The sequence below is a fragment of the Halomonas borealis genome (genome assembly GCF_004798905.1).
In the GTDB taxonomy this organism is placed as follows: domain Bacteria; phylum Pseudomonadota; class Gammaproteobacteria; order Pseudomonadales; family Halomonadaceae; genus Halomonas; species Halomonas borealis.
Genome location: NZ_SDMO01000005.1, coordinates 159,124 through 183,581, shown reverse-complemented (window position 1 = coordinate 183,581; position 24,458 = coordinate 159,124). Strand labels below are relative to the sequence as shown.

20 protein-coding genes are annotated in these 24,458 nt (G+C 67.3%); 10 read left to right on the top strand and 10 right to left on the bottom strand.

What is annotated here, in order from left to right:
* Positions 1-26 precede the first annotated feature (26 nt).
* From ETC07_RS07355 to ETC07_RS07340, 4 genes are all read right to left on the bottom strand, one after another.
* On the bottom strand, positions 27-1,982 hold the full coding sequence (locus tag ETC07_RS07355; RefSeq protein ID WP_136247852.1) for a metallophosphoesterase family protein: 1,956 nt from the start codon (positions 1,980-1,982) through the stop codon (positions 27-29).
* Positions 1,983-2,095: 113 nt separating this feature from the next.
* Positions 2,096-2,623, bottom strand: coding sequence for an HPP family protein (locus ETC07_RS07350; protein WP_136247851.1), 528 nt, complete (start codon positions 2,621-2,623; stop codon positions 2,096-2,098).
* Between the two features lie 120 nt (positions 2,624-2,743).
* Positions 2,744-3,322, bottom strand: a complete 579-nt coding sequence (mntP, locus tag ETC07_RS07345; protein ID WP_136247850.1) for a manganese efflux pump MntP — start codon at positions 3,320-3,322, stop codon at positions 2,744-2,746.
* A gap of 321 nt (positions 3,323-3,643) precedes the next feature.
* On the bottom strand, positions 3,644-5,284 hold the full coding sequence (locus tag ETC07_RS07340) for an FMN-binding glutamate synthase family protein (RefSeq protein WP_136247849.1): 1,641 nt from the start codon (positions 5,282-5,284) through the stop codon (positions 3,644-3,646).
* A gap of 164 nt (positions 5,285-5,448) precedes the next feature.
* Between ETC07_RS07340 and ETC07_RS07335 the strand changes: the two genes are divergently transcribed.
* From ETC07_RS07335 to ETC07_RS07315, 5 genes are all read left to right on the top strand, one after another.
* Entirely contained in the window at positions 5,449-6,048 is a 600-nt protein-coding gene (locus ETC07_RS07335; protein WP_136247848.1) for a CBS domain-containing protein, read from the top strand.
* A gap of 176 nt (positions 6,049-6,224) precedes the next feature.
* Positions 6,225-6,431 (top strand): cold-shock protein, encoded by a 207-nt coding sequence (locus ETC07_RS07330; RefSeq protein WP_136247847.1) that lies wholly within the window; start codon positions 6,225-6,227, stop codon positions 6,429-6,431.
* Positions 6,432-6,575: 144 nt separating this feature from the next.
* Positions 6,576-8,345, top strand: coding sequence for an SLC13 family permease (locus ETC07_RS07325; RefSeq protein ID WP_136247846.1), 1,770 nt, complete (start codon positions 6,576-6,578; stop codon positions 8,343-8,345).
* A gap of 96 nt (positions 8,346-8,441) precedes the next feature.
* Positions 8,442-9,110, top strand: a complete 669-nt coding sequence (locus ETC07_RS07320) for an alpha/beta hydrolase (protein WP_136247845.1) — start codon at positions 8,442-8,444, stop codon at positions 9,108-9,110.
* 104 nt (positions 9,111-9,214) lie between these two features.
* On the top strand, positions 9,215-9,433 hold the full coding sequence (locus tag ETC07_RS07315; protein WP_136247844.1) for a hypothetical protein: 219 nt from the start codon (positions 9,215-9,217) through the stop codon (positions 9,431-9,433).
* A gap of 100 nt (positions 9,434-9,533) precedes the next feature.
* On the opposite strand, the gene ETC07_RS07310 is transcribed toward ETC07_RS07315, so the two are convergent.
* Positions 9,534-10,949 (bottom strand): PhoH family protein, encoded by a 1,416-nt coding sequence (locus ETC07_RS07310; protein ID WP_136247843.1) that lies wholly within the window; start codon positions 10,947-10,949, stop codon positions 9,534-9,536.
* Positions 10,950-11,428: 479 nt separating this feature from the next.
* Here ETC07_RS07310 and ETC07_RS07305 point away from each other — a divergent pair, with 479 nt between their 5' ends.
* On the top strand, positions 11,429-13,558 hold the full coding sequence (locus tag ETC07_RS07305) for a PhoX family protein (protein WP_136247842.1): 2,130 nt from the start codon (positions 11,429-11,431) through the stop codon (positions 13,556-13,558).
* Between the two features lie 82 nt (positions 13,559-13,640).
* Here ETC07_RS07305 and ETC07_RS07300 read toward each other — a convergent pair whose 3' ends face one another.
* The 3 genes from ETC07_RS07300 to ETC07_RS07290 form a co-directional block, all read right to left on the bottom strand.
* On the bottom strand, positions 13,641-14,123 hold the full coding sequence (locus ETC07_RS07300) for a peroxiredoxin (RefSeq protein ID WP_136247841.1): 483 nt from the start codon (positions 14,121-14,123) through the stop codon (positions 13,641-13,643).
* Positions 14,124-14,155: 32 nt separating this feature from the next.
* Positions 14,156-14,845: an SDR family oxidoreductase gene (locus tag ETC07_RS07295; RefSeq protein ID WP_136247840.1), complete on the bottom strand. Its 690-nt coding sequence runs from the start codon at positions 14,843-14,845 to the stop codon at positions 14,156-14,158.
* A gap of 89 nt (positions 14,846-14,934) precedes the next feature.
* On the bottom strand, positions 14,935-15,633 hold the full coding sequence (locus ETC07_RS07290; protein WP_136247839.1) for a murein L,D-transpeptidase catalytic domain family protein: 699 nt from the start codon (positions 15,631-15,633) through the stop codon (positions 14,935-14,937).
* Positions 15,634-15,817: 184 nt separating this feature from the next.
* On the opposite strand from ETC07_RS07290, the gene ETC07_RS07285 reads away from it, so the two are divergent.
* Positions 15,818-17,458: a L,D-transpeptidase family protein gene (locus ETC07_RS07285; RefSeq protein WP_136247838.1), complete on the top strand. Its 1,641-nt coding sequence runs from the start codon at positions 15,818-15,820 to the stop codon at positions 17,456-17,458.
* Positions 17,459-17,541: 83 nt separating this feature from the next.
* On the opposite strand, the gene ETC07_RS07280 is transcribed toward ETC07_RS07285, so the two are convergent.
* Entirely contained in the window at positions 17,542-19,218 is a 1,677-nt protein-coding gene (locus tag ETC07_RS07280; RefSeq protein WP_240724584.1) for a peptidoglycan DD-metalloendopeptidase family protein, read from the bottom strand.
* Positions 19,219-19,577: 359 nt separating this feature from the next.
* Between ETC07_RS07280 and ETC07_RS07275 the strand changes: the two genes are divergently transcribed.
* Both ETC07_RS07275 and ETC07_RS07270 read left to right on the top strand, forming a co-directional pair.
* Entirely contained in the window at positions 19,578-20,477 is a 900-nt protein-coding gene (locus ETC07_RS07275; RefSeq protein WP_136247837.1) for a LysR family transcriptional regulator, read from the top strand.
* A gap of 128 nt (positions 20,478-20,605) precedes the next feature.
* Positions 20,606-21,610: a glutathione S-transferase family protein gene (locus ETC07_RS07270; RefSeq protein ID WP_136247836.1), complete on the top strand. Its 1,005-nt coding sequence runs from the start codon at positions 20,606-20,608 to the stop codon at positions 21,608-21,610.
* A 103-nt stretch (positions 21,611-21,713) separates the two neighbouring features.
* Here ETC07_RS07270 and ETC07_RS07265 read toward each other — a convergent pair whose 3' ends face one another.
* Positions 21,714-22,163, bottom strand: coding sequence for a YaiI/YqxD family protein (locus tag ETC07_RS07265; protein WP_136247835.1), 450 nt, complete (start codon positions 22,161-22,163; stop codon positions 21,714-21,716).
* Between the two features lie 446 nt (positions 22,164-22,609).
* Between ETC07_RS07265 and ETC07_RS07260 the strand changes: the two genes are divergently transcribed.
* Positions 22,610-24,328, top strand: a complete 1,719-nt coding sequence (locus ETC07_RS07260; RefSeq protein WP_136247834.1) for a DEAD/DEAH box helicase — start codon at positions 22,610-22,612, stop codon at positions 24,326-24,328.
* Positions 24,329-24,458: the final 130 nt, after the last annotated feature.

Below are 24,458 nucleotides of genomic sequence, written 5' to 3'. Positions count from 1 at the left end.
GAGGGGCGGCCGGCGGGCCGCCCCGTTCAGGCCTCGTCGGCCGGCGACGGCGGCGGGAAGTCGACGTCGAAGCCACGGGCGTCGAGCTGGCGGATCGTGTCGGGGCGCCCTTCATCGTCGAGCTCCACCAGGCCGATGCCGGCGCCGTTCCATAGCCGTTCCCCGGCACGGGCGTGGTCCGGGTCGCGGGGGCGAATGCGCATGGGGCGGCGCTGGGTGAACCAGTTGAGCGGCGAGCGTGGCGCGTAGAGCCAGCGGTTGGCGCGGTCGAAGGCGTCCAGCAGGGTGTCGGGGAAGGCGTTCTTGATGCCGCTGGAGGTGAGCTGCCACAGCCGGGGGCCAGACTGGCGATGACGCAGCCGGATGTCGTAGGCGAACGAATAGTGCACGTCGCCGGAGAGGATGACGTAGTGTCCCGGGGTGCGCGAGTGGCGGAAGATGTTGAGCATCACGCTGGCCGCACCGCGATGCGCCATCCAGTTCTCGGCGTCCACCAGCAACGGTTTGCCGAACAGGGTGAACAGCTTCTGAATGCCCTCGATCAGCTTGACGCCGAACATCGGCGCCGGCGAGACGATGACCACCGAGGGCGCGTCGAGCAATGCCTGCTGGAAGTCCGACAGGGCCTCCCAGTCCATCAGCCCCGAGGGTCGCCGCGGGTTACGCTCGCTGCGCCAGCGGCGGGTACGGGTGTCGAGCACGACCAGCTTGGGCGTGCCCGGCACCTGAAACTCCCAACCCTCCAGGCGTTGCAGGTGGTGAAGGCAGGCATCGTGCGCCTCGGCGGGCAGCCAGCCGTCGGCATCGAGCGCCGCATCGAGCAACGCCGCCGCCTCGTCCACCGGCTCGGCCAGGCGGTCGGGGTCGTTGCCCCAGCCCTGGCATAGCAGATAGCCCAGCAGCGCGTTGCCGAGGATGCGCCGCGAGAAGGGATGGCCGTAGGCGCAGGCCTCCCAGTCGGCGGTCAGGTTCCAGTCGTCGGTGATGTCATGGTCGTCGAAGATCATCAGCGACGGCACATGGGCGAGCAGCCGGGCGGCGGCCGGCAGGCCCTCGGCGAAGCGCTCCATGATCGCCGCCTCCGTGGTGAAGGCGGCGGCGTCATCGTCGCCAAGCGGCGGCGGGGTGATCGTCACCAGCCGCCAGGGGGTCGGCGACCACACCAGCAGGTACATGGCGATGACCTCGGCGAAGGTCATCAGGTGATTGCCGGCATGGGCCGAGGTGAACACCGGCTTGCGGGCGCCGGCGAAGACGCGGTCGCGCAGGGCGGCGTTGCTGGCCACATCGGGGAGCAATGCGTCGCGGTGGTAGTAGGTCGAGCCGGCGGCGTAGAGGCCCTGGCTGTCGGCGACGGTGGCGCCCGCAAGCGGCTCGTCGAACAGCCCCAGGCGGCGGATCAGGGCGTGGATCGCCACCAGGGTGGGGCCGGCCACGTCGTCGGCATAGACCTGATCGCCGGTCATCAATAGCCAGGCCGGCCAGGCTTCGGCATCGTCGCGACGCTCGGCGAGCCAGCCGTCGGCGCGCACCAGGGCGTCGGGGCCATCGTGGTGCGGGCGCCGGCAGGAGCCATGCAGCAGTCGGCGATGGTCGTCGGTCAGCACGAAGCGCGGGCGGCGTGCCCCTTCGTGCAGCAGATGGGGGGCCCAGTCGGCGATGCCGGCGGGTGGCTCCCCGTCGCTCGCCAGTTGCAGATCGTAGTCGATGGGCACTGCGCTGGGCAGCGGCGTCTCCAGCGTCACGTCGATCAGGTGCAGCACCGCGTGACGGCCCAGCGGCAGGTGGCGGAGCCGGCGCGCGTTCAGGCTCAGCCGGCGCGGACCATGGCCCTCGGGATGCAGGAGCAGCTTGCCCGTCAGCCGGCGCGAGCCGACCAGCCAGATGCACAGGCGGTTCGGTGCGAGGCGGCGTAGGATCGGGCCGGCGAGCACGCTCGGCAGCGGGGCGGATTCGGCAGAGGAGTGATCGGCAGACGTCATTGTCGTGGCGCTTCCTGGTCAGACGACATGGAAGGCGAGCGCGCATGCCTCGCCTGTCGCCATGATAGCCGACAATCCTGCCGTGACGGGAGTCGCCGACCGGCGACGCGAACCTACCAGTGTCGGGGGTAGCGGCGGTGGCGGGCCAGGTTGTTGACCAGGATGGCGACCACCAGCATCACCACGCAGCCGATGCCCACCGGCACCAGGGGAAAGAGCCAGCCCAGGGCGTGGATCTGGGGGCCGCCGATCACCGCGATCAGGGCGGCGGCCGCGCCGGGGGGATGCACGGTCTGGGTCAATTGCATCGCCAGCACCGAGAGCGACACCGCCAGGGAGGCGGCCAGCGCCGTGGCGCCCAGCAGCTGGAAGCAGCCGACCCCGATCAACGCCGACAGCATGCTGCCCAGCAGCACGTTACGGGGTTGGGCGAAGGGGCTCTCGGGGGCCGAGTAGAGCAGCACCGAGGTGGCGCCGAAGGAGCCGACCAGCAATAGCTGATGGGCCAGCCACTGTTCGCCGAGCCAGGCCACGGCGCTCATGCCGATGAAGGCACCGGCCCAGGACCAGCAGGCATCCTGCCAGTCGATGTTGTCGCGGCGATAACGGCCGCCGCGCATCTTGGTGAGATAAGCTTTCATTCGCTGGGAGGTGGATCCGTGAGCGTGCAGAGCCGGCGATTCTGCCAAGCCGGGCCGGGGATCACAAAGTCTTCTTTGGCATGGTGTTATGCCATCCTCGCCGCTCGCGATCGGGGCGGCCTACCACAGGCCCAGATGTTCGGTGAGGATGAGGCTGCCGATGGCGATCAGCACCACGCCGCCCAGCACCTCGGCGCGTTGGCCGATCAATATCCCCATGCGGTGGCCCAGCATGACGCCAACCGTCGCCATCAGCGTGGTGGCGGCACCGATGGCGAGGGAGGTCAGCAGGATGTTGGCCTCCATGAAGGCCAGGCCGATGCCCACCGTGAGAGCGTCGATGCTGGTGATCACCGCGGTGGCGGCGATCAGCCACCAGGCCTGGCGGCCCGGCTTGGCGGCGGGCGCCTCCTCGTCGGGTTCCGGCGTCTTAAGGCCGGCGTGGATCATGCGCACGCCGAGGGCGAACAGCAGCACGAAGACGATCCAGTGGTCCCAGCGGGCGATGTACCGGGCGGCGCCCAGGCCGAGGGCCCAGCCGATCAGCGGGGTAAGGCCCTCGACGACGCCGAAGATCAGGCCGGTGCGCAGGGCCTCGCGGAAACGCGGATGGTCGACGGCGGCGCCCTTGCCGATGGCGGCGGCGAAGGCATCGGTGGACATCGAGAAGGCCAGCAGGGTGGTGGACAGCAGGGTCATGGCAGAGGTCGTACCGGCCGGGCGATTCACCATGACGGCACGACACGCCCGACCTTGGGCGTCGTACCGTCGATGGTCTCGCCGACCGGGCGCAGGGTGTCCACATTCGGGATGTGTGGGCACCCTGCGCCGGCGCACCTGCCACGGCCTCTGGCCGACTATGTTGACAGGCGCTCTCGCGCAAGTGGCGCGAGCCGGCTACTCCCCAGCGAGGGTCATCCGGCCGGGGCGGCGATGGCGCCCGGCCGGGGAGGCGTTAGCCTACCATCGACGCACGCCGGACGCACGCCGGACGCACGCCGGACGCACGCCGGACGGGGCTCAGACCAGCTTGCTCTCGCGCCGCGTCAGCAGGCTCGCCGGTGCCGACCAGCTGTCGGCGCTGGCCGATTCCCAGAAGTCGGCGAAGATCGGATGGCGGGCCGCGTCGCCCTGGATCAGGGCATCGGGCGCCACGAAGTCGAACAGCGTGTCGAAGCTTCTGACCTCGTGGCGCGATACCCGGCGGATGATGTGTTCGGGGCCGAGCTGGGTGGGGTGGGTAAGGCCGGCGGCGCCCAGCATCTCGGCCAGGGCCTCGCGGGTGCTGGCCTGGAAGTGCTGGACGCGTTCGGCCTTGAGCGGTACGTCGAGCCGGCTGCCGCGTCGCGCGTTCTGGGTGGCCACGCCGCTGGGGCAGCGGTCGGTATGGCAGCTGCGGGCCTGGATGCAGCCCAGCGAGAACATGAAGCCCCGCGCCGAGTTGCACCAGTCGGCGCCCAGCGCGAGGGTGCGCGCGACATCGAAGGCGCTGATGACCTTGGCGGAGGCGGCGACGCGGACCCGTTCGCGCAGGCCGGCGCCGACCAGGGTGTTATGCACCAGCAGCAGGGCATCGGTGAGCGGCATGCCCAGCCGGTTGATGAACTCCAGGGGAGCGGCGCCGGTGCCGCCCTGGCCACCATCGACCACCACGAAGTCGGGGTGCTCGCCTTCCTCGTGCATCGCCTTGACCAGCGCGAACCACTCCCAGGGATGGCCGATGGCCAGCTTGATGCCCACCGGCTTGTCGCCGGACAGCTCGCGCAGCTGACAAATGAAGCCGATCAGCTCGCGAGGCGTGGAGAAGGCGCTGTGGGCGGCCGGCGAGACCACGCTCTGGCCCTCGGGTACGCCGCGGGTCGCGGCGATCTCGGCGGTGACCTTGGCCCCCGGCAGGATGCCGCCGTGACCCGGCTTGGCTCCTTGGGAGAGCTTGATCTCGATCATCTTGACGGCATCGTCGGTGGCCTGCTCGGCGAAGCGCCCGGCGTCGAAGCGGCCCTCGGTATCGCGGCAGCCGAAGTAGCCGGAGCCGATTTCCCACACCAGGTCGCCGCCGCGGCGATGATAGGGCGAGATGCCGCCCTCGCCGGTGTCGTGATAGAAGCCGCCGCGCCGAGCGCCGTCGTTCAAGGCGCTGATGGCGTTGGGCGACAGGGCGCCGAAGCTCATCGCCGAGATATTGAGCACACTGACGTCATGGGGCCTGGCGCGGCCGACACCGACGGTGACCCGGAAGTCGTCGTCGCCGATCGTCGCCGGCGCCAGCGAAGGGTTCATCCATTCGTAGCCGGGAGCCTGCATGTCCTCCAGCGAGCCGAAGGGCTGCTTGTCGAGAGTGCCCTTGGCGCGTCGGTAGACCAGGCTGCGCTGTTCGCGGGAGAAGGGCACCTCCTCGGTATCGCGCTGGATGAAGTACTGGCGAATCTCGGGGCCGAAGGATTCCAGCAGGTAGCGCAGATGGGCGATCACCGGGTAATTGCGGCTGACGGTGTGGTGGCGCTGGAAGATATCTCGGGTGCCCATGGCCGCCAGCGTGGTGAAGATCAGCGCCCCCAGTGCCCAGCCCCAACCCGGGGCCAGCGCCAGGCCGATCAGGCACAGGGGCGACCCCAGCAGGGCCAGGGCGTAGATGAGAAAGCGGTGAGGCAGTCGCGGCATGTCGCACTCCGTTGCGAGGTCGAAGTCATCATTGCATGCCGCCGCTCGCCGGCTGTCAATCGCGGTGGCCAGGCGATCCCTTAAGGTTCTCTTAATCCGGGCGGGCGCAGTGTGGGGGCATCCGGTATGACGAGCCGGTCCCTACTCTCAAGGAGACACCACGAATGCCTACCCTCGCGACCGCCCCCGAACGCCTGGACGTGCTGCCCGCCCATACCCCGATCGCCAAGCCCATGCCGCCACGACTCTCGCCTGCGAGTCCTGCGCTGACGGTGCTGACGGACTTCCAGCATGTCGTGCCGCTCAGCGTGCCCGCCGATATTTCCATCGTGGATGCGCGCAGGGTGATGGAGCATGGCGGCGTGCGTCTGCTGCTGGTGGTCGATGGAGAGGGCGACTGCGTCGGCGTGCTCAATGCTCGCGATGTGATCGGCGGACGCATGATCACCCAGGCCATGCAGCGTCGCGGCATCGATCGCGAGGATGTGACCGCCCGCATGCTGCAGACCCCTTGTGCCGAGCTGCACGCACTGACCATGGAGCGCCTGGCGTCACTGTCCATCGACCAGCTGATGCGTGAGCTGGAGGCCAATGGCGATCAACATCTGCTGGTCACCGAGTCCGACCGCCGCGGAAATCCGAGCATCCGTGGCGTGATCTCGGCCGCCGATATCGGCCGCGCGCTGGGGACCGATGTCGCCACGCTGCCGGAGGCTCGTAGCTTCTCGAATATTTGCCGCGTGGTGCTGGGGCACGATCTCTGAGCCCTCGAACGGGGCCGCCGGCGACGACGGCGGGCGCCACGATGAGGGAGTGTCACGACGCTGTCGAGTCTGGTGTATAGTGTCAGGCCTACGCCCATCGGGGCGTAGGCCGTGGGCCGTGGAGCGCAAAGCCGCCCCACCGCACGGACTCAACAGGCAATGCGAGGCATTCGATAATGGCGACCGGTACCGTCAAGTGGTTCAACGACACCAAGGGCTTTGGCTTCATTTCTCCGGACGACGGCGGTGATGATCTGTTCGCCCACTTCTCCGAGATTCAGGCCGAGGGCTTCAAGTCCCTGCAGGAAGGCCAGAAGGTGTCCTTCGAGGTCACCCAGGGCAAGAAAGGCCTGCAGGCGTCCAACATCAAGAGCAACGACTGAAAGGTCGTGTAAGGTGGGCCCCACCGGATGGTGGGGTCGACCTATGAGATGTTTTTCGAATAAGTAGATTTCTAAAAATAACTTTTTAGAATATATGGCGAGCGGCACAATAGGGGAGATCGCACTCTTCCTGGAAGGCCCGCCATGTCCCCGGACGCCTGGATCTCGCTCGTCGTCGTCGCCGCCGTCTTCCCCCTGATGGCCCTGACGCGTATCGGCCCCGACATGGTGCTGATGGGCGCGCTGATCCTGCTGATCGGCCTCGGCGTGGTGGCGCCGGATCAGGCGCTGGCCGGCTTCTCCAGCAGCGGGTTGTTCACCGTGGCCTTCATGTACGTGCTGGTCGCGAGCATTCGCGAGACCGGTGGCATCGACCTGATCATCCGCCATGTGCTGGGGCACCCTAGAGGAGAGCGTCGCGCCCTGACGCGCCTGGTGCTACCCGTGGCCTCGCTGAGCGGCCTGCTCAACAACACCCCCGTGGTGGCCACCTTCATTCCCGCCGTTCTGAGCTGGAGCCGTCGGCTCGGCCTGCCCGCGCATCGTCTGCTGATGCCGCTTAGCTTCGCCTCCATCCTCGGTGGCACCATCACCCTGATGGGCACCAGTACCAACCTGGTGGTGCATGGCCTGATGATCGAACGTTATCCGTCGCTCTCCATGGGGCTGTTCGACATCGCCTGGGTCGGCGTGCCGGTAGCGGTGATCGGCTTGGCCTATCTGCTGCTGATCGGGCGACGCCTGCTGCCGCCGCGCACGGGGGCCGGCGAGGTGTTCGAGAATCCCCGTGAGTTCACCATCGAGATGGAAGTGGACCCGGAGGGGCCGCTGGTCGACCGCAGCGTCGAGGAGGCCGGCTTGCGCCACCTGCAGGAGCTGTTCCTGGTCGAGATCGAGCGCGACGGCAACGTGGTTAGCGTGGTGGGGCCGGGCGAACGGCTCAAGGGCGGCGACCGGCTGGTGTTCGCCGGCACCACGGATGGTGCCGTGGAGCTGCAACAGATCCGCGGGCTGATGCCATCGCATCCCGCCGAGTCGAGCCTGCAGAAGGACTTCAAGGAGCGTCGACTGGTGGAGGCGGTGGTCTCTGACCAGTGCCAGTTCATCGGCCGGCGCATTCGCGATGGCCACTTCCGCACCCTCTATGGCGCGGCGGTGCTGGCGGTGTGCCGTGGTGGCGAACGGGTGGCCGGCAACCTGGGGCAGATCCGCCTGCAGCCGGCCGATGTGTTGTTGCTGGAGGCGCGCCCACCGTTCATCGAGCGCCACCGGCAGTCCCGCGACTTCCTGCTGATCAGCCAGGTCAATGGCGCGGCGCGACCGGTCCATGAACGTGCCTGGCTGGCCTGGAGCATCCTCGCCGCCGTGGTACTGCTCGCCGCCAGCGGCATGACCAGCCTGCTCAGTGCCGCCATGTTGGGGGCCGCGGCCTCGGTGCTCAGCGGCTGTTGCTCGGTCGGCGCGGCCAGGCGCGGCCTGGATATCCAGGTCTTGCTGACCATCGCCGCCTCCTTCGGCCTGGGCGCCGCGCTGGAGTCCAACGGCGCGGCGCTGGCGCTGGCGCAGACGGCCATGGGATGGGTCGACGGCAATCCCTGGTGGCTGTTGATCGGCACCTACCTGCTGGTGGCGCTGCTGACCGAGCTGGTGACCAACAACGCCGCGGCGGTGATCAGTTTCCCGGTGGTGGTTGCCGCCGCCGAGCACCTGGGGGTGAGTCCGCTGCCCTTCGTGGTGGCGGTGATGTTTGCCGCCTCGGCCAGCTTCCTGACGCCGATCGGCTATCAGACCAACCTGATGGTCTATGGGCCCGGTGGCTATCGGGTCAGCGATTACTTGCGTGTGGGCGCGCCGCTCAATCTCCTGACAGCCGTGGTGGCGCTGGGGCTGATTCCACGGGTCTGGCCGTTCTAGCCAGCCGCGGTCGTCGGGGCGGCCGCCCGTTTTGCTCGACGCTCGCCGGACAGAGCGCTTTGCGCTAGGGTGTCGCTTTTGTGCTGGAGACGAGCCATGAGTGCACCCGACGAGCTGATCATCGAGCCGCGCAGCGGGCGAGCCGCCGATGCCTGCGTGTTTATCCTCCACGGCCTGGGCGCCGATGGCCACGACTTCGAACCGCTGGCGCCGGCCCTGGGCCTGCCCGAGGACCTCGACGTTCGCTTCGTCCTGCCGCATGCCCCGCGCCTGCCGGTGACCATCAATGGCGGTGTAAGCATGCCGGCCTGGTACGACATCCTCGAGGCCAGTCTCGATCGTCGCGTCGACGAGGCCCAGCTCAAGGCCTCCGCCGAGCGTATCCAGGGGCTGGTGCATGACCAGATCGCCCAGGGCGTACCCGCCGAGCGCATCATCATCGCCGGATTCTCCCAGGGCGGCGCCGTGGCCTATCAGGCGGCGCTGACCTTCCCCGAACGGCTGGGCGGCTTGCTCGCCATGTCCACTTATCTGGCCACCGAGGGCAGTCTTACGCCTGCCGAGGTCAACCGTGACCTGCTCATCGAGATCCATCATGGCAATGCCGACTCGGTCGTGCCGGAAGCCCTGGGCCAAGCCGCCCGCGATGGCCTCAAGGCGCAGGGCTATGCGGTGAATTACCGCCAGTACCCGATGGCCCATGCGGTCTGCCCGCAGCAGGTGGCCGACATCGGTCGCTGGCTAGCCGAGCGGCTGTCTGGCTGAGACCGTGCCGAGCTGGCGGAGTGAGGCATGAGTCATGCCACTTGGCGTCTTGCGCAACCTGCGTCAGGATGTCGATGATGGAATACGCTGCCAAGGAGAAGCCGATGTCCCTGTCCGAAGACATGCGCCTACCGGTGGCCTGCCCGGCCTGCGGTAGTCATGTGATGCGAGTGTCGAGCATCAAGAACCCCGATGATCGCGTGCACTGTGCGTCCTGCCAGCGTCTCGTGTGCCTCTATCACGAGGCCTGCAAGGTGCTCCAGAAGGGGCCTGGCAGCGAGAGCGAGGCGCTGATCGAGAAGGCCTTCAACCGCAGCCGCTGATCGAGAAGACCGTCAGCCGCGGTGCTGAGTGGCCGAGATGAAAGCGGGCCGGCGCCCTTCGGCGCCGGCCCGCGGTCGTTTCAGCTTGCGCCTGTGGGAGTCAGAGCAGTTCCTCGCCGGCCAGCGCCAGGCGTGAACGTTCCACGCTCTTCAGGGTGACGTGACCGGCGTGGGGCCAATCGCGGAAACGTTCGACCACCGTTGCCATGCCGCAGGTGTTGGCGGTGAGGTAGGGCGTGTCGATCTGGCCGACGTTGCCCAGGCAGACGATCTTGGTGTTGCGCCCGGCCCGGGTGAGCAGTGACTTGAGCTGCTTGGGTGTGAAGTTCTGTGCCTCGTCGATGATCAGGAAGGTGTCGTTCAGGGTCCGGCCGCGCATGAAGCCGGGGGCGCGAATCTGCACTCGCGAGCCGAGCAGCTGGCGGGTGGCCTCCTGGTTCCAGGCCGTGCTGCCGTCGTGCTCGTCGCGCAGCAGGTTGTCCATGTTGTCGTGGAAGGCGCCCATCCAGGGCGACATCTTCTCCTCCTCGGTGCCGGGCAGGTAGCCGATGTCCTCGCTCATCGAGATGGGGGCCCGGGTGAACACCACTCGCTCGAAGCGCTTGGTGTCGAGGGTCTGCTGGAAGGCCGCGGCCAGCGTCATGAAGGTCTTGCCGGTGCCGGCACTGCCGGCGATGGTGACCAGGTCGATGTCGTCGTCCAGCAGCAGATTCAGGGTGAAGTTCTGGCGGCTGTCGTGGGCGTGCACGCCCCAGACGCTGGCGCCGTGCCGGTAGTTGGTGAGCAGCTCGAGCTGGGCGTGACGCGGCCCCAGGTCGCGCACGATGGCCTCGAAGCTGGCTTCGTCGTCGCTGTCCGAAACCAGCATGCCCAGGTGCCAGTCGTTGGGTATCTCGCCGCTCAGGCGGTAGAACACCTTGCCGCTGTCGTCGCGTTCGACCTTCACGCCCACCTTGAGGCTATCCCACAAGCCGCGGCCGTCGTGGCCGGCCTCGGGGTAGATACGGGCGCCGCCGAGCATGGCGTCGCTGTCATCGAAGGCGCGATCGGTGAGGTAATCCTCGACCGGCACGCCCACCGCCGCGGCCTTGACCCGCAGGTTGATGTCCTTGGTGACGAGTATCACCGAGGCATCGGGGCGTTCGTCACGCAGCCGGCAGGTCTCGGTGAGCAGGCGGTTGTCGGGGCTGTCTTCGAGGTGCTCCAGGGTCTCGAGGTCGTCGTAGCAGAGCAGCCGCAGGCTTCCCTCGGGCCCGGCGAGGCGCGGGATCGGGATGCCGGCACGGATCTGCTCGATGTCGACATTGGCGGTGAGATCAGACAGGGTCCGGCTGACCTGCCGGGCGGTGCGGGCGATCTCGCGGATGCCATTCTTGTGCTTGTCGAGTTCTTCGAGAACGGTCATGGGAATGACCACTTCGTGCTCATCGAACTGGTAGAGGGCGGCGGGATCATGGATCAGGACATTGGTGTCCAGCACGTAAAGCCGGGTGGCTTTCTTGTCGATGCGTACCATCGGCGCGGCTCTCCTGATAGTCATCGGATCGACGTCACAAAGATGACGCCTCGATGTCGACACTGTCAGCGCGGGGTGTCGGTTCCGTGACAGGCGCGACTAGCAAGCGGGGCGGGGCACCTCCTTCTTCGACTCGTGGCATGACGGGAACTTCATCAGACCGTTAGCGGTGGGTTCGATTCCAGCATGGGACAAGGCGACGGCCTTGCACAATGGACGCTGTCTCAACGGCCGATGCGTCGGGCTCGGTCGTTGCCGCCCAGGAGCCGCTCAGGCCAGAAGCTCCACCCGGTCGCCGTCGAGGCCGCGAGCGATCGTGCGGCGTACGTCTCATCGATGTCGGGGCGGTGAAAGGCGCGTCATCGTCCTGTCACGTGCGTCACGCATCCTGGTCGGGTTGACCTGAGTCCGGTCACGAGGCGCCGCAAGGGGCCTCGATGCTGGCCGGATACGAGACGCCTGATCGTGAGGAGACCCGGATGAGCCAGGAAATCGAAGACCATCGCCTGTTGAACCAGAGCCACAACGAGCCGTTCTCCGCGGTGCTGGAGGCGCACGTCTCACGGCGTCGCGTGATGCAGGGTGGGCTCGGCATGGCGGCCATGGCGATGCTGGGCGGCTTCGGACTGAGTGGCCTGCCCGGGCGTGCCACGGCCGCGGGCACCGAGAAGACGCCGCTGTCGCTGGCGTTCGAGGCCATCCGCGGCGCGCGCACCGATGCCGTGGTGGTGCCGGCCGGTTACACCGCCCAGGTGCTGATTCCCTGGGGCACGCCGCTCAACGGCCAGGCACCGGGCTGGCGTGAGGACCTGGCCTTCACGCCCGAGATTCAGGCCAACAGCGTCGGCATGCATCACGATGGCATGCACCCCTTCGCCCTGGATGCGTCCTCCGCCTCGCGCCGTTTCCTGCTGGCGATGAACAACGAGTACATCGACCAGGCCGCCCTCTGGGCGCCGCAGGGCGGGGCCACCAATGCCGCAGACGGTCAGCGCCCGGCCGCTGAGGTGCGCACCGAGATCAATGCGCACGGGGTCACCGTGGTCGAACTCGAGAAACGCGACGACGGCCGCTGGCAGCACGTGGTGGACTCCGACTACAACCGCCGCTACACAAGCGCCACCGAGATGGCGTTGAGCGGCCCGGTGGCCGGCAGCGAATACGTCCAGACCCGTTACTCGCCGGATGGCACCCGCACACGCGGCACCAACAATAATTGCGCCAACGGCTACACTCCCTGGGGCACCTACCTGACCTGCGAGGAGAACTGGCCGGGATACTTCATCAAGCAGGCTGGCCGTGAGCGCGATGACGAGCGTCTCGGCATCGTCGAGAGACGTGGCCGCTATGGCTGGGAGACCGCTGCCGGTGCCGCCGATGAGCAGCACGACGAGTTCGCCCGCTTCGATGCTACCCCGGCGGGCGACTCGGCCCGTGATGACTATCGCAATGAGCCACGCACTTTCGGCTATATCGTCGAGATCGACCCCTATAGCGGGGCGCGTGCCGTCAAGCGTACCGCCCTGGGCCGTTTCCGCCACGAGGGCTGCTGGCCGGGCAAGCTGGTGGCTGGCGAGCCGGTGGTGTTTTATACCGGCCACGACTCGCGCAACGAGTACATCTACAAGTTCGTCTCCGCGGCCCTCTGGGATCCAGCCGACGCCCACCGACCGGGCGCCGATGTCGACCGCCTGTCCCTCGGCGCCAAGTACCTGGACGAAGGTACGCTCTACGTGGCCCGCTTCGATGCCGACGGTTCGGGCGAGTGGCTAGCGCTGACGCCGGAGGCCGAGACACGCGACGGCCGAACCCTGGCCGAGGCACTGGGGCTGGCCGCAGACGATTGGGCCGGCGTGATCATCCACACCTGCGACGCCGCCGATCTGATGGGCGCCACGCCCATGGATCGTCCGGAGTGGGGCGCCGTGGACCCGGCCTCCGGCGAGGTCTACATGACCCTGACCAACAATGCCGAGCGCACCGGCGAAGGTTCCGCCGCGACCTATACCCACGGCGGCGGAGATATCGAGGACCCGGGCGTGGGTTACGCCACGGCACCGACCAATGCCGCCAACCCGCGGGCCGGGAACGAGGGCGGGCAGGTGATTCGCTGGCGTGAGGGTGCCGAGAATCGTTTCGACTGGGAGGTGTTCGTGTTCGGGGCGGCGGCCGACGATGCGCAGAATGTCTCCGGGCTGACCGAGCTTAACCAGTTTGCCAGCCCCGATGGCCTGCACTATGACGACCGTGGCGATGGCCAGGGCATCCTGTGGATCGAGACCGACAACGGGTATGCCAAGGTGGCGGAGGAGACCAACGACCAGGTGCTGGCGGTCGTGCCCCAGAACGTCGGCCGGGCCGAGGGCGATGCGTCGGTGATCGGGGGAGGGGACCAGGCTCAGCTCAGGCGCTTCGCGGTCGGCCCCAACGGCTGCGAGGTGACCGGTATCTGCTTTACGCCGGACAAGACGGCGATGTTCATCAACATCCAGCACCCGGGCAACTGGCCATTCGGCGATGACGCCACCAGCGAGACTCAGGGGCGTGTGCGTCCACGGGCCTCCACGGTGGTGATCCAGCGCCAGGATGGCGGCACCATCGGCGCCTGAGCCTCGCGCCTTTTCTTCCCGGTAACGCCAAGGCCCCCGGTATGGCCGGGGGCCTTGGCATCTATGATGACGGGCTAGGCGGTCAGCCCTTGAGCTGGGCGAGGACCGTCTCGGCGCTGCTCTGTTCGACGCCCTTGGCATCGACGCCGAGGTATTCCACCACGCCGTCGTTGGCGATCAGCGCGAAACGCTTGCTGCGCGTGCCCATGCCACCGCCGCTGGCATCCATGTCGAGGCCCAGGGCTCGGGCGAATTCGGCGTTACCGTCGGCCAGCATGCTCATCGCCTGGGCGTTCTGATCCTGCTGCCAGGCGCCCATCACGAAGGCATCGTTGACCGCCATGCAGGCGATGGCATCGGCGCCGGCGGCGAGAATCTCATCGGCCTGGACCACGAAGCCAGGCATGTGGGTATTGGAGCAGCCCGGCGTGAAGGCGCCGGGAACGGCGAACAGCACCACCTTGCGGCCGGCGAAGAAGTCGCCGGTGGCGAGGTCCTGGGGGCCGTCGGGGCCGTTGGTCTTGAGCGTGACGTCGGGTAGGCGGTCACCGGTGGCGATCGTCATGGGTAACTCCTTGTCGGTCGGATGAAGGAAAATCAGTCCTCGGCGCGTGGCGGCGTGGGACGCACCAGCAGCTCGTTGATATCCACGTGTGCCGGTTGGTCGAGGGCATAGAGCACGGCCGAGGCGATATCGCGGGCCTCCAGGGCGTTCTCGGGAGGCGCGTCGAAGAAGGGGGTATCGACCATGCCCGGCTCGATCAGGGTCACGCGAATGCCGCTGCCACGCAACTCCTCGCGCAGATTGTGGCCAAGCCCGGTCACCGCCCATTTGGTGGCGCCGTACATCGAACCGGGAATGGTGGCGCGTCCCGCGGCCGACCCGGTGATCAGCACATGGCCTTGGGCCTTGCGCAGCGCCGGCAGGGTGGCCTGAACGGTGAGCCCCAGGCCATAGATGTTGGTCAGGATCATGTCGCGCCAGGCTTCGTGGTCGGCGCCGCTGAAACCGCCGGGCGAGCCGCCGCGGCCGGCGTTGGCGAACACCGCATCGAGGCGCCCGAAGCGCTCCAGGGTCTGTTCCACCATGGCCTGCTGCGCCGCCATGTCGGTCACGTCCATGGCGACGCTCAACACGTTCTCCGGGCCGAGCTCCTGGACCAGTGGCTCAAGGCGCTCCTGCGACCGGGCGGTGAGCACCAGCTTGTAGCCTTCCCGGGCGGCCGCCCGAGCCGTCGCCGCGCCGATACCGCTCGAGGCACCGGTGATCAGCATCACGCGTTCCATTTCGCTCTCCTTGCCAGGGTCACAGTGCCTTCCAGCATGGCCATAACCGGAGGCGCCTGCAAACGGTGGAGCTCTCGTGGCAGGGTGGTTCAGTGCTGCATGGCCAGCCGTCGCTCATCTCGGGGGCAGCGCAGGAAGGTCGAGTCGGCCAGCCACTCGGGGTCGGGATAGTAGGTGAACAGGTACTGGCTCTGCTTGAGGCTGTCGATCAGTGGCACGGCGATCTCTTCGCGAACCGCCGGGCAGCCATGGCTGCGCCCTAGGCGGCCGGTGCGCTCGATGAAGGATTCGCTGACGTAGTCGGCGCCGTGGATGACGATGGCGCGCTGGAAGGCCTGGTCGTTGATGCCAGGCTCGAGGCCCTCCAGGCGCAGCGAATAGCCGTTACTGCCCTCGTAGCTGTTGAGGGTGCGGAACAGGCCGATGCTGGACTGGTGGCTGTCCGGCACGTTGGAGAACTCACGGGCCAGGGCGTTCCCGGAGCCCTGGCCGTGGGAGACCAGCTCGCGGAACAGCAGGCGTTGGCGAGGCAGGTCGAACACCCACAGCCGCTGCTCGGTAGAAGGTAGCGAGAAGTCGATCACCGCCAGTCGCTCGGCATCGGGGTCGGCGCAGTTGAAGGCTTGGGCGGCCAGGCGTAGCACTCGCGGGTCGGCGCCTGGCGCGAGGTGCGTCAGGCGCGTCGCCAGTGGGGAGGGCGGAGCGGTCAGTGTCACCGCTTGCGTCAGGAAGTCACGCGCCGCGGCGGCGGGGGGCAGCAGCAACAGGGCGGCCAGCAGCGGGACCATGCTCCGGCCCCTTGAGCGCAATGGTGGCATGCGGTGTCTCATGGTGTGAGGTGAAGGCATCGGTCGATGGTGCTCGGGGGCGTGCGTCGTCCATCCCGGGCAAGCGGTCGACAGGTTCTCGTATTATGGTGAAGACAGTCAGGAAGACCAGTCTCATCAGCCGGATGCCAGGAGGTGTCACATCATGCGGGTTGCGAACGTCTTCTCACGATACGCGAGGCGCGGTGGCATGGGCCTGCTGATGGCGTGGTTGCCGATCACCGTGAGTGCGGCCACGCTGCCGGCAGTCGACGAGACGACCGCTTCCCCGCCGCTTCTGAGTGACCGGCTCGACGCGGCCTCGCCGCGGCTGGCGCGTTTCTACGCGCTGCACGGCGGCGCGCCAGTCTGGCAAGACCGCGAGGCGGTGGCCACCCTGGTCGAGCTGCTCAATGCCCTGGAGGCGGAGGGGCTCGATCCCGCCGACTATCGGCCGGCACGCCTGGAGCGCGAGGCCGAGGCCGCACTCGATCCGGCGGCCTCGGAGGCCGCCGGGATCCGTTTCGATCTGGACGCCAGCCGGACCCTGCTGGCGGCGCTGAGCCAACTGCGGCGCGGGCGCCTCGATCCACATGACGTCTATCCCGACTGGGAGATCCCGGTGGCGGCGCCGCGCCTGGACCTGGTCGGCATCGAGCGGGCGCTGGCGGCCGGCGACGTGGAAGCGGCGTTGGCCCTGGCGCGTCCCCAGGGGGAAAACTACGCCGAGCTGCGGCGAGCGCTGGCGAGTTATCGCCACATCGCCCGTCTGGGAGGGTGGCCGATGCTGCCGGTGCGTCAGGCGCCGCTGCGCCCGGGCGACGTCGACGCAGACATCGCCCTGCTGCGCCGGCGGCTGGCGATGATCGGCGAGCTGGAAGTGATGGCTGCCGATGTGCTGCATTATCCCGAAGTCGCCCTGGAAGCGCCGGCCCAGCACCGTTATGACGCCACGCTGGAGGCCGCGGTGAAGCGCTTCCAGCGTCGTCACATGCTCGCCGCGGATGGGGTGATCGGGCCGCGGACTCGAGCGGCGCTCAACGTACCGGCCCGGGCGCGCATCGAGACCCTGCGCGCCAACCTGGAACGGGCGCGCTGGCTATCCGGCGACCGGCCCGCCTGGCGGCTGGAAGTCGACCTGGCCGGTCAGCGCCTCGATTACCGGCGCCCGAATGGCGATCACTGGGGTGCGCGAGTCGTCGTCGGCCAGCCCGGTCGGGCCTCGCCGGTGCTGCGTTCCGAGATCACCTACCTGACCCTGAATCCTACCTGGACGGTGCCGCCGACCATCATGCGCGAGGATGTGCTGCCCCGGCTGCGGCGCGATCTCGGCTACCTGGCCGAGCATGACATGATCGCGCTCGATCATGAGGGGCGGCGCCTGGACCCTCGGGGTGTCGACTGGCAACGGCCCGGCGCGGTGATGCTGCGCCAGCGTGCCGGGCCGCGTAACCCACTGGGCAGGATGGTGCTGCGCTTCCCCAACGATCATCTGGTGTATCTCCACGATACCCCGGCCCGTGGGCTCTTCCGCCGGCCGCAACGGGCGCTGAGTTCCGGCTGCATCCGCGTGGAAAATGTCGCCGAGTTGACCCGGCTGCTGATCGCCGACAGCGGTTCGCGCATCGCACTGGCAAGCCGCATCGCCAGCGGCGAGACCACCAACGTCTCCTTGGCCCGGCCGGTGCCGCTGGCGCTGCACTACTGGACCGCGAAGGGTGAGTCGGGCGGCCTGGCGAGCTTCCGGCCGGATATCTATGATCGCGACCCGGCGTTGATCCGTGCGCTGGCGGCGCCGGCCTCCTGACGCGGTCGTTATGACACAACACGCCGACGCCCCGCATGGGCGGGGCGTCGGCGTCATGAGTTACCGAGTGTCGGGCGTCGCGATCAGATTTCGTCGTCGGAGGCGTCCGCGTCTCCGCTGTTGGCGCTGGCCACCGTGGTGTCGGTCTGGCCATTTTCCAGCGCCACCAGCATGGGTTCGGCCTCGGCCTTGAAGCTGGCCAGGGCGTCGCCGTTGAGCCCCTGGTGTTCCGGCAGGCTGACCTTCATGGCATCTACCTGACTGTCGTTGACCATGACCTCATAGTGCAGGTGGGCGCCGGTGCTGCGGCCGGTATTGCCGGAGAGTGCGATGCGCTCGCCGCGGGTCACCCGATCGCCACGGCTGACCAGCGGCTTCGAGAGGTGCAGGTAGCGGGTCTTGTAGCCGTTATCGTGGCGGACGACGATGTAGCGGCCGGCCAGCGGATGGTTGCCGACCAGTTCGACGCGGCCGTTGGCCGGGGCATCGACGGGGGTGCCGGACGGCATGGCGAAGTCGGTGCCCTTGTGGGGGCTGATGCGGCCGGTGACCGGGTGGTGGCGGCGCAGGTTGAAACTGGAGCTGATGCGATAGTGGCCGTTGAACGGGTAGCGATCGAAGGCCGGATCCAGGCTCTCGCCGTTCGGCGTATAGAAGCGGTTGTCCTCGGCGTTACGCACCAGGGTCAGATCCATGCGTGAACCTTCGTAGCTGACCGCCAATACGCGCGGGTCGAGGTTCTTGCCGTCGATCAGGTCGGATTCCACCAGTACGCTGAAGCGATCGCCGCGCCGGGTGTCGCGGCGAAAGTCGAGCTTCTTCTCCAATACATGGGAGAGTTCGGCAATCTCGGCGCTGTTCAGGCCGGTGGCTTGGGCCGAGCGCGCGAAGCTGCCGCTGACCGTGCCGGCATAGAGGCGCTGGGTGGCCTCGCCGGCACGCTCGATGGAGGCCACATCCAGCGCACCGTCGGCGTCACGCTCGACCAGGTAGCCGTCGCGGGCGTTCTTCATCATCCGCAGCGACAGCAGTTTGCCTTGCTCGTCGAGCTGATATTCGAAACGGTCGCCGGCACGCCAGTGCGTCAGCAGGCGCGGCTCGGGCATTTCCTCGAGCAGGGCGGAGACTTCGCTATAACCCAGCCCCAGGTTTTCCTGGGCCATGATCGTGAAGGTGTCGCCGGGAGCGACGTTATACGCCAGCCATTCGGGCACGTAAGGCTCATCGGCATCGATCTGTTCGTCGAGGACGATCGGGCCGTCGTCGAACAGCTCGAGCTCGTCCGCCGACACGTTCTCGTAAGACGTGGCATCGGCGACCATCGGCTGGTCGTCGGTCGACATGCCGTTGGCGGGTGTGCCGACCACGATGGCAAGGTGGCGAGCGGTGCTGTCCAGGCGTGGCGTGTCGACATCCTGACCCTCGGCCCCGGTGCCCGCATGGGCGGCGCTTGCGAAGGAGATGTCGACGACCTCGGAGGCGGTCAGCTGAGAGAGGGGGATGGCTTCCCGGGTGGCGTCCTGAGCGCGTGAGGCCAGCTCGATGGCCTCGGCGACAGGGGCGCGGTCGAGGGCCAGAGAGGGAACGCCGGGGCTGGCGTCTTCGCCGAGAGGGACCAGGACGGTATCCTGGCTTTGTTCGCCCTGACGGGCATCCTCGACAGACGTCAGAATCTTGTGTGCGCCCAGCACGGTGACCATGGTGGCAACGGGTAACAGCAGCAACTTGTGCGTGCGGGGCAGCGAACGAAGGATTCGCATGATGTATTTAGCCGTGGTGAATAGGTGTAGAACGTATAAAAAGGCATTAGAACCTTAACCCATGTCGATTAAGGTGCCTAGGCTGTACACCTATACAGCTCCATCCCGACGCGTCTCCTGTGTCGGGCGTGATGTGCCTGCGAACGCTGTTTCTAAATGAGACCATGCCATGCATCGACCTCGATCGACAACCCTGTGGCGAGAGCCATCGACGGCGGTCTCGTGTCGATACTCATGTATCACGGTGGTCGACGGGCCGAGGGTGTTGCCCCGCGTTGGATGGCGTGACTGGTATTTCGGGCCGATTTTTTCGAAGATTGAACGCGACCTGTCGTGCACTACATTCGAGGAAATCGAACATGTCTCGTGTCACCCTGTCTCAGTGGCAGATGTTGGCCGCCGTCGTGGATCATGGCGGCTTCTCGCGGGCCGCCGAGGCCGTTCACAAGAGCCCTTCGACGCTCAACCATGCGGTGCACAAGCTGGAGGAGCAGCTCGGCGTGGCGGTGCTGGAGCCGGTGGGACGCCAGGTGCGGCTGACCGAGGCCGGCGAGATGTTGCTGCGACGCGCCCGCCAGCTGCTCGACAATGCCGCATCGCTGGAAGACGTGGCGTCGCGGTTGGCCGAAGGCCTGGAGGCCGAGATCGTCTTGGCCATCGATCAGCTGTTCCCAGCGGATGCCCTGGCGCGGGCGCTGGATGCTTTTTCCACGGCCTTTCCCTATGTGCGAGTGCAGTTGCATGAAACGGTACTCAATGGCGGCGTCGAGATGCTTAAGGATGGCGAGGCCGACCTGCTGGTGTCGGGGCTCGGGGCGCATGGTTTCCTCGGCGAGCCACTGGTGACGGTACGCTTCATCGCCGTGGCGCACCCTGATCACGAGCTGCATCGGCTGGGGCGAGGGCTCGATCTGCGTGACCTGGAACAGCACCGCCAGCTGGTGGTGCGTGATTCGGCGCAGGGCCGCTCACAGGATTCCGGCTGGCTCAAGGCGGAACAGCGCTGGACGGTGAGCCACCTCGATACCTCGATCGGCATGCTGGAGCGCAACCTGGGCTTCGCCTGGTTGCCCGAGACACGCCTGGGCGACAGCCTGGCGGCGGGGCGGCTCAAGCCATTGCCGCTGTCGGCCGGCCGGGTGCGCGAGATCCCTCTTCAGCTCATCCATCGCGATCAGGATCGGTCGGGGCCGGCCACCCGGGCCATGGCTCGTCAGCTGCGCGACAGCGTACGGAGAGGCGTCGGCGGCGGGGCGTGAAGATGGCCGCTCGGCGTCATATCGTTTGATTATTCGAATAAAGCGAACGGTGAGGCCCAGAAACTGCGCTTGAGCTTCGATTCCCTCGGTTTACGCTGGTCGCAAACCTTGGATAAGAGGAGCTCGAGATGGGACTGTTGATCGATGGACAGTGGCACGACCAGTGGTATGACACCCAGGCCCACGGCGGCGAGTTCGTGCGTGAGTCCGCTCAGCTACGCGACTGGGTCACCCGCGACGGTAGCCCCGGCCCCGACGGCCGGGCGGCACGGCCCGCCGAGGCCGGGCGCTACCACCTCTACGTGTCGCTGGCCTGCCCTTGGGCACACCGCGTGTTGATCATGCGGCGCCTCAAGGGGCTGGAGGGGATGATCGACGTCTCTCATACCAGCCCGCTGATGCTCGATCAGGGGTGGAGCTATCGTCGTGACGAGGGTTCCAGTGGCGATCCGCTCAACGGCGTGGACTTCCATCATCAGCTCTATACCTTGACCGACCCCCATTACACGGGGCGGGTCACGGTGCCGGTGCTATGGGATGCGCAGGAGCGTCGCATCGTCAGCAACGAGTCGGCGGACCTGGTGCGCATCTTCAACGACGCCTTCGACGCGCTGACCGACAATCGCCTGGACCTGTATCCGGCGGACCTGCGCGAGACCATCGATGCCGTCAATGCCGACGTCTATGACCATGTCAACAACGGCGTCTACAAGGCTGGCTTCGCCACCGAGCAGGCTGTCTACGAGCGCCACGTCGAGGCGCTGTTCGCCGCCCTCGATCGCCTGGAGGCGCGGCTCTCCGAGTGGCGCTACCTGGCCGGAGAATGGCTCACCGAGGCCGATATTCGCCTGTTCACCACCCTGGTACGCTTCGACGCCGTCTACCACGGCCACTTCAAGTGCAACCTGCGCCGCCTGGAGGACTATCCGAACCTCTTGCACTATGTACGCGAGCTGTATCAGTGGCCGGGCGTGGCTGAGACGGTCGACATGTCGCATATTCAGCGCCACTACTACCTCAGTCAGACGACCATCAACCCCAACGGCATCGTGCCGGCCGGCCCGTTGCTCGGCCTCGATCGGCCTCACGATCGCGAACGCCTGCCGGGGCAGGGCATTCGCGAGAAAGCTTGAAATAACACGACTGCGCCGCCGGAACAGGGAAGGGCGGCGCTTCGTGCCTTGAAGGGGGAGGGCGTCCCGCTATGCAGGCCAGGCTTCCTTCTCCTTCCTTCCTTTATTTCTGCTTCGCCAGCCACCGGTCCAGGGCGTTGGCGAACTCCCGGCGGTCGATGTCCGAGTAGCCCTTGGGGCCGCCGGTGTGTTCGCCACTCGAGCGCATGGTTTCCATGAAATCGCGCATCTGCACGCGGGCGCGGATGTTGCTTTCGTCCAGCGCCTCACCGCGGCTGGTCATCACGCTGGCGCCGCGCTCGATGGCCGCCATGGCCAGCGGCAGGTCCGAGGTGATCACCAGGTCGCTCTTCGCCAGGCGCTCGACGATCTCGTCGTCGGCGGCGTCGAAGCCGTGACTCACCGCCAGGCCTTTCACCCACTTCGAGGGTGGCAGCGGCACCTGGTGATTGGCGACGAAGGTGGTCGGAGTGGCGGTGCGTTCGGCGGCGCGCACGATGATATCGCGGGCGATTCGCGGGCAGGCATCGGCATCGACCCAAAGGTTCGGCATGTAGGCTCCTGTGGAAAGGGGGAAATCACCGGCTGGCCAGGCTTCGCGGGAAGTGTTTCCGAGGCGTGCGGAAAAGATTGGCCAGTTCAACGAGACGATGGTAGCATGCGCGTTCCTCGCATGTGCTGACCCCACCATCATACTCAGCGCCGGTTCACGAACCGTGAATACGACGCTCGCGAAGACGCCGGACCGATGGTCCAAAGCGTTCGAACTGTGAAGATGGAGCGCCGCCGAGAGTTCGCCACCCGGGCGAATTCGGCGCAGACGGTCGCCACGACGGTTCACCCACCTGGGTGGGTCCGAACCGATGCTAGGTGCGACCGGCGTCCCCGACTCCGATGTTGACGACGACCTGCCCCGTTGCAGGATCCCTGAGCGTGTGACCGCGTCAGGGGCGCCACGATGTTTCTTGCCGGCGATGCCGGCCTACCAAGGTGTGATTCATGACCTCGACTTCCGTCGCCTCGCCGAGTTTCGGCGATCTGGCCCTGCTGCCTGCCGTTCTGTCTGCCACCGAGACCCTCGGTTACCAGACTCCGTCACCGATTCAGGCGCAGACCATTCCAGCCCTGCTGGACGGCCGCGACATGCTGGGCCAGGCCCAGACCGGTACCGGCAAGACCGCCGCCTTCGCCCTGCCGCTGCTCTCGCGTCTCGATCTCGAGCGTCGTGCGCCCCAGGTGCTGGTGATGGCGCCGACCCGCGAGCTGGCCCAGCAGGTGGCCGCCTCCTTCGCCAAGTACGGCCAGAACCTCAAGGGGCTGGAAGTGGCCACCCTGTGTGGCGGCATGGAATATCGTGAGCAGATGCAGGCCCTGCGTCGTGGCGCCCAGGTCGTGGTCGGCACCCCCGGTCGTATCATCGATCATCTGGATCGTGGCAGCCTGAAGCTCGATGGCCTCTCCGCGCTGGTCCTCGACGAAGCCGACGAGATGCTGCGCATGGGCTTCATCGACGACGTCAAGCGCGTGGTCGCCGATACTCCGCAGGACGCCCAGCGGGTGTTCTTCTCGGCGACCCTGCCGACCGAGATCGAGCGCATCGTCAATCGCTACCTGGTCAACCCGGTCAAGGTCGCCATCGAGTCGCGCACCACCATCGGCGAGAACATCGAGCAGCGCCGCGTGCGCGTCGAGGGCGGCGCCAAGCAGGAAGCCCTGGCCCGCATCATCGAGGTCGAGCCGGTGGATGCGGCGATCGTCTTCGTGCGTACCCGGGCCGCCTGCACCACCTTGATGGAGCAGCTCGCCGCCCGCGGCGTCAACGTCGCTAGCCTGTCCGGCGACCTGGACCAGAGCCTGCGTGAGCGCACCATCACCCGCCTCAAGCGCGGCAAGGTCGACGTGCTGATCGCCACCGACGTGGCCGCTCGTGGCCTCGACGTGCCGCGTATCACCCACGTCATCAACTATGACCTGCCCCAGGACGCCGAGGCCTACACCCACCGCATCGGCCGTACCGGCCGTGCCGGGCGCAACGGCGTGGCGATCACCTTCGCTGGTAACCGCGAAGGCCGCAAGGTCGGCTGGCTGGAGCAGGCCACCGGCCAGAAGATGAGCGAGATGACCCTGCCCGACGAGGCCGCCATCCGCGCCCATCGCGACCAGGTCTTCCATCAGCGTGCCGTCGCCGCCGTCACCAAGGGCGCCGAAGAGCAGCGCGCGCTGATCGAGCAGCTGATCGGCGAGGGCTACGACCCCGTCGAGCTGGCCTGTGCCTTCTCCGCCCTGGCGCGCGCCGACGAGGCGCCGATCGGCCGTCTGCAGGCACCGCGCAAGGATCGTAACGAGCGCAACGAGCGTAGCCGTGACGGCAAGCCGGCGCGCCGCGAGAATGCCCCCCGCGACCGTGCGCCGCGTGAAGGCATGACCCGTTATCGTGTCTCCGTCGGCCACAAGGATGGCGTCAAGCCCGGCCAGCTGGTCGGGGCCCTGGCCAACGAAGGTGGCATCGAGGGTAATCGCATCGGCCGGATCGACATCCGCAATGCATTTTCCGTCGTCGAGTTGCCGAACAACCTGCCGTCGAGCATCCTCGACAAGATGGGGCGTGCCCGTGTGGCCGGTCGTCCGCTGGAAATCAGCGAAGATCGTGCCCCCGACCGTGCGCCGCGCCGTCGCCGTGACGACGACGGCCCGGTGCCGCGTCGCGAGCGCGCCTGAGGCGATCTCGCTAGCGTGAGGCGCCGCCCTTAGCGGTGCCTCGCGTTGCATCAAGACCGAGCAGGTCGGGGGAAACCCCGGCCTGCTCGTCGTTTTAGCACCGGCGTTTCATGACCGGGCATCGATCACC